The sequence below is a fragment of the Streptomyces sp. NPDC002520 genome, from assembly GCF_053595235.1.
The window spans coordinates 1-4,987 of the sequence record NZ_JBSFXG010000084.1; the positions used below are offsets into that span (position 1 = coordinate 1).

The 4,987-nt window shown below is 65.6% G+C and carries 6 protein-coding genes; 1 reads left to right on the forward strand and 5 read right to left on the reverse strand.

Annotated features, from left to right (window positions below; translation table 11 throughout):
• Nucleotides 1-531 precede the first annotated feature (531 nt).
• Nucleotides 532-891 carry a hypothetical protein gene (locus ACWD5D_RS44670; RefSeq protein ID WP_451378482.1) on the reverse strand — a complete coding sequence of 120 codons (360 nt, stop codon included), beginning with the start codon at nucleotides 889-891 and terminating at the stop codon, nucleotides 532-534.
• Between the two features lie 650 nt (nucleotides 892-1,541).
• Between ACWD5D_RS44670 and ACWD5D_RS44675 the strand changes: the two genes are divergently transcribed.
• Complete coding sequence (locus tag ACWD5D_RS44675; protein WP_451378483.1) at nucleotides 1,542-2,480, forward strand: hypothetical protein; 939 nt, start codon at nucleotides 1,542-1,544, stop codon at nucleotides 2,478-2,480.
• 35 nt (nucleotides 2,481-2,515) lie between these two features.
• Here ACWD5D_RS44675 and ACWD5D_RS44680 read toward each other — a convergent pair whose 3' ends face one another.
• The 4 genes from ACWD5D_RS44680 to ACWD5D_RS44695 all read right to left on the reverse strand — a co-directional run bounded on the left by ACWD5D_RS44680 (nucleotide 2,516) and on the right by ACWD5D_RS44695 (nucleotide 4,434).
• Nucleotides 2,516-2,734 carry a hypothetical protein gene (locus tag ACWD5D_RS44680; protein ID WP_451378484.1) on the reverse strand — a complete coding sequence of 73 codons (219 nt, stop codon included), beginning with the start codon at nucleotides 2,732-2,734 and terminating at the stop codon, nucleotides 2,516-2,518.
• Nucleotides 2,735-2,744: 10 nt separating this feature from the next.
• Complete coding sequence (locus tag ACWD5D_RS44685; protein ID WP_451378485.1) at nucleotides 2,745-3,749, reverse strand: hypothetical protein; 1,005 nt, start codon at nucleotides 3,747-3,749, stop codon at nucleotides 2,745-2,747.
• A gap of 213 nt (nucleotides 3,750-3,962) precedes the next feature.
• Complete coding sequence (locus ACWD5D_RS44690) at nucleotides 3,963-4,100, reverse strand: hypothetical protein (protein ID WP_451378486.1); 138 nt, start codon at nucleotides 4,098-4,100, stop codon at nucleotides 3,963-3,965.
• A 22-nt stretch (nucleotides 4,101-4,122) separates the two neighbouring features.
• Nucleotides 4,123-4,434 carry a hypothetical protein gene (locus tag ACWD5D_RS44695; protein ID WP_451378487.1) on the reverse strand — a complete coding sequence of 104 codons (312 nt, stop codon included), beginning with the start codon at nucleotides 4,432-4,434 and terminating at the stop codon, nucleotides 4,123-4,125.
• Nucleotides 4,435-4,987 lie beyond the last annotated feature (553 nt).

The window sequence follows — 4,987 nt, forward strand, 5'->3', positions numbered from 1 at the left end:
AGCTACCTCGCCGGCCTCCACCTGCGCGCCTCGATGATCTGGATCAAAGACCTCACCCGAACCGCAGATTGATCACGACTCGATACGCGCCCTAGGGCGTTCGAGACGGCCACCGGAATCTCACGCTGGAGTCGCCCACCCCCGGGGCCGTCTTGGATCGGCGTGTGACGGAGCTCGGCCGGCGGTCGCCTCGCGGTGGGGCGACGCTCGCTTCGTCGTAGTCTGGGTGACGCGGGGCCACAGCACGGATACATCCCTTCTCCCGCCTGACGAGGGCACGTATGCCCACCCCCAGTCCCTGGCCGCCGGCAGGCGCGAGGACCCGGTACAATACACGCTTCTTCCCCCAGGCCAGGCCCGCTACCTCGACAGGCTCATGCTCTGGCTCAGCACCGTGACCAGCATGAGGCATGGCAACGACGTCTGGGAGCACGGCGGCTTCGCCGTCCACTTCTTCCACCGAAGGCTGGTCGACCGGCTTGCCGCGGGCTGGAGCCTCCAGGAGGTCCGGCCCGGGGATCTAGAAGAACATCACCATGTCCCAGTCCTCGGACAGATCGATGTCCACGAGGTTCCGGTCTTGGCGCGGCTCGGCTTCCGCGGGTCGTACACCGCCGGCACGACGGTGCCCACCGGCCCTCGCGGCTCCACTCCCACCTCGATGAATCGGGGCACTTGGCGCCTGGCCGGGTCCTTGGGCAGGCGGAGCGGGTAGTAGACGCGATGCCTCTTACGGATCCATTCCTGCCGCATGGAGGCCGCTTCGCCCTCAACGCCGTGGCGTTGCAGATGCCGCAGCTTCAGAAACCGAAGAAGCCCAGTCAGATCGAGGAAGCAGATCAGCGCGCCCAGGCCCATCAGAACAAAACCCACACCCGCGATGTTGCTCATGGCACCCCCCTGTGCGCCGGACCGCCGGTGCCCGAACGCAGTCACGTGACTCGGTTGTCGACCCCACAACCTGTCCACGCTGCGGGCTGGTTGGCCTCGGGGCCATGGCGGTGAAGCTCCTCGTATACCGCTCCACCACCGAGATCACATACCTACCGGGAACTCTGTATGCTCGTCTAGCCGTCAGCGATCAATCTGTCCACCACTCACCTGCGCGACCTCCCCCATCATCTGGCCGCACACCGCGGGCAGATCGGCTGCGGCTGGCGGCGACTCACCTCATCAGGTCGACAGGCCCTGGAAGGGGTTCATAGTGTCGCCGTCGTGGACGGTGTCGCATCGCGCAGGGTAGGGACCGAATGTCTGGGCCATGGCCATCACCCCGGGATATGCGAAAGCCCGGCGCTCTGGCCGGGCTGGTGAGGCACTACGTGCACTGTGACACAGAATGCACACGCACCCCATCCCTGGTCAACTCCCCCAAGATGTTGCAGCGAAGGCATCGACAGCGTTGCCGTGGCGCGAGTACCGTCCGCGCTGTGCGGCGAGTCCTTTTCGTGTCATTGTTGGTCGTTCTCAGCACGGCTGCTTGTGGCGGGAAGCCCACTGCCGCTCCGGAACGAAGCTCACAGCCATCGGCGGCGCCTGGCGTGGTCGGCTATCTCTATACCGAAGCCGCTGAGGTGACCTTCCTCCAGTGGCCGGCAGATCACGTCGGCGACGTGGAGGGCACCATCGATTCGGCTGTGGCCTCCGGCAGCCCGCCCGACGAGACCGTGGCGACGAGCACCGATTCTTTCACGGTACGGATCAACGGCCACTCCGTGACCCTCCAGCTCGGTGCACACACTGACTACGGGAGCCTGTCCGGGGACACCTTGACGTTGAACGTGCGCCAGAGCGACGGCAGCATTCGCCCCATCACCTACCGTCGGGCTTCGCCGGCTGACTACAACCACGCGCTGGCGACGCTGAGGAAGACGGTCTCGGGCGCCAACAGCCGTACGGAACGTGATCAGCAGACTGCGCAGGAGATCAAGTCGCTCTCGGACGACTACAAGGCGGTCGGAGCAGACACGGGCGCTCTCAAGGGAGATCTCTCGACTCTGAAATCCGATGTCACCACCGCGGGTGACGACCTCAAGACAGCCCACGACGACGAGAAGAAGGTACTCACCGAGGCCTCCACGGGCACGGAGGACGTGTGCGTTGACGCTAACGGCGTCGATGTTGACGCCAACGGCGTGAGTGTCGATGCGGATGGTGTGAGCACGGACCTGGTCACCGTCACGGACGATCTGTCCGCGCTGCGGAAGGCTGTCTCAAGTCTTCGGTCCAGTTTGCAGGTGGTGCGAAAGGATGTGCCCGCCTACAACGGCGGCGACGGGAATCCGAGTCCCGCCGAAGCCGAGAAGGCGATGGCAGGGGCTCAGTCGTCCATCACCGATTTCGTCAAGCAGGTCAACACCAACATTGATCAGGTCAACGCCCACGTCTCCGACGCGTACGGCTACTCGGCCGCCGCCAGCAAGGCAGGTCACTGCGGGTCAGCATCCTCCGCACCGACACCGATCGCGCATATCAAGTGAACGGCGCCCAATGCGCGGAGTGCGGTGCCAGTCGCTCAGGCTACCGACCGCCGGCGCACGGCGGCGTTGACGTCGGCCAGGTCCCAGAGGGCGAGTGCCTGGCCGCGTGAAGGGTTGAGCTTCCAGTCAGCCGGAGTGATGCCGCGGCGTCGCGCCCACTCCCGGAACTGGCCGGCGGAGGTCATGCCGAGCGAGTAGGCAGCCATGGCGGTGGTGACGAGGGGGCGGCCGTCACGGCCGTGGAGTGCGCTCACGTCTTCATTGTCATATGACCTCGAAGACGGATGCGCCTTCAGTGCCTTGGGAGTCGACAGGCCCGGTCCATGCCCGCTGCGCCCGGGGCCGCGGAGCCTTCATGTTGGCCTCCACCGCCCTTTTCTTCATGGTCTGGAGATCATCCGCCTTCGAGGCACGCAGGCTGGACTCGATGACGAAGTGCCGTGCCCAGTCATAGTCGTCGGGCGTGACGTCCTCTAGAGCTTTCCCGACGGTGTAGCGCTTGCTGCCGTCACCGAAAGTGTGTACCTCGGGGGTCAGGATGCGGAAACGGGCCATGCTCGCGTAGTCGATGCCGAGAGCGATGGCACCCAGGGCTTCCTGGGCGAGTTCAGTGAAGTTACTGAGCTTCAAGAGTCGGCTGCTGATGTCCGTGGTCCGCACACGAGGCTCATCGAGGGGCGACAGTTTCTCACCGAAGTTGAAGGGCGACCATCTGCCGGAACCTTGGCTGCGGCGGTAGTGGTTGAGCAGCGCGTCGAATCCCAGGGAGAGGCCGGCCATGGCCTGGACGTAGTCGCCGACATCGGCGTGCGTCTGCGCGTCACGCAGCAGTTGCTTGGTCTCTGGTTGGGTCAGTAGGTCGACCATGTCGATGGAGTCGAAGTCGACACCGAAGACCTTCGGGGTGACGGTGGTGAAGAAGTCGTCCAAGGTCTGGCGGGCCTGCTCGATGTGGTGCTCGGAGGGGAACGTGCCGTTGTGCTTGAGCGCCACGCGAGCGTCGTTGAGACGCTTCATCGAGTCCTTCTTCGGCAGTTCGAACTCCGGCTTGATCAGGGCCCAGTACGCGATGAAGTCGGGGGCCTTGTTCACGTCGATACCCAGGTGCTGGGTGACGATGCCGAGGTAGTTCTCGACGGCATCGTGAAAGGAGGTGATGGCGCGCGAGCGAAGCGGGGCGGGCTGGCGGCTCTGCTCGATGCCCTCGCGGTACAGGAATCGGACGTATGCGAGCCGCTGTACGGTGAGCGGGTCAAGGGTGGGCGCCATCGAAACTCCTGGTGTCACTACTGCCTCGGAAGCAAGGATGGCACCAGGCTCTGACAACAGCGCCTCACTTTTTGGGTGTTTGGTGGTGGGCCGGGGTTCTACCCCTCCCGGGCGCACGGGTTCGCGCGGCCCGCCCCGACGCGGGCGGTGTACGGCCGCCCGGTACGCCTGCCCTTTGCGATTGCTCGCGGCCAGCGTACGGCGCGCCTTCCGCTACGCCGGCCCTCCGCCGGGTGCAGCGGGGAGCTGGGCGGCGACGTCGCCGTTGCCCTGCTTCCGTTCTGCGTGCCTCTCCTTGAGCCGCTGGAGCTTGGCGGGCCGCTGGAAGACCTCGTCCAGGAGCGCGTCCATGAACTCCAGAATGGCTTCGGCGTCATCCTGCGATCTCCTCGGGAACGTTCGGGAAGTCCGGGCGTCGCGCCCTGACAGGCTCCCACTCAAGGTCCTCCCTCGGAAACTGGTGCTTCGGGTGACCCATCGCTGGCCTGTACAGGCTTGTCCATCCGATCGACAGGCGTTCGCAGTTTTCGTTCGAGCACTTGAAGGCTGCCATGTAGACGGGTCGATCCCTATCAGGCACCCCGGACCGGTCCCAGGGCCACACCGCCTGGGGCAATTCGTACGGATCCATAACCATGGTCATGTGGGTGCGGTCGCCGCACCAGCCGCAGATCGTGCTCGCCATGCGACGGACGATACCCGGCAACACGGATGATTCACACGGGAGTTTGTTTCGATGGTCATGTGAAGCGGCTGGCTGGGTGGCGGGCCGGGGTTCGACCCCCTCCCGGCTCACGGGTTCGCGCGCCTCACCCCGACGCGGGCGGTGTACGGCCGCCCGGTACGCCTGCCCTTTGCGAGGGCTCACGATCAGCTTCGTCTACCAGCTACTGGCCCCTGCGGCGCCAGGAAAGGCGGCGGCGAGCGGGCGCGTGCAAGACGGTGCGGACCGCAGCTCCGAAGTCGTGGGCGGCTGCTTCGAGCTGCTGAGGGTCGCGGGACTCGTGGTAGCTGAAGACGGCCGCCACCAGTCTGTCCGTGGCGTCGACCACTTCGCTGCTGGGGTGTCGCTGTAGTGGAGCGGCAGCTGCTACGACAGCTTCGAGCTTCGGTGTGATGCTCGCAGAGGCCGTCCTCGACTGATGGCGCTCGAGAGCCAGGAACCAGCCGGCGCCGCCAAGGGCGGCGGCTATCTCGCGGCGGTCGGAGCCCCTGACGAACGCGGCCGGGGCAAGTCC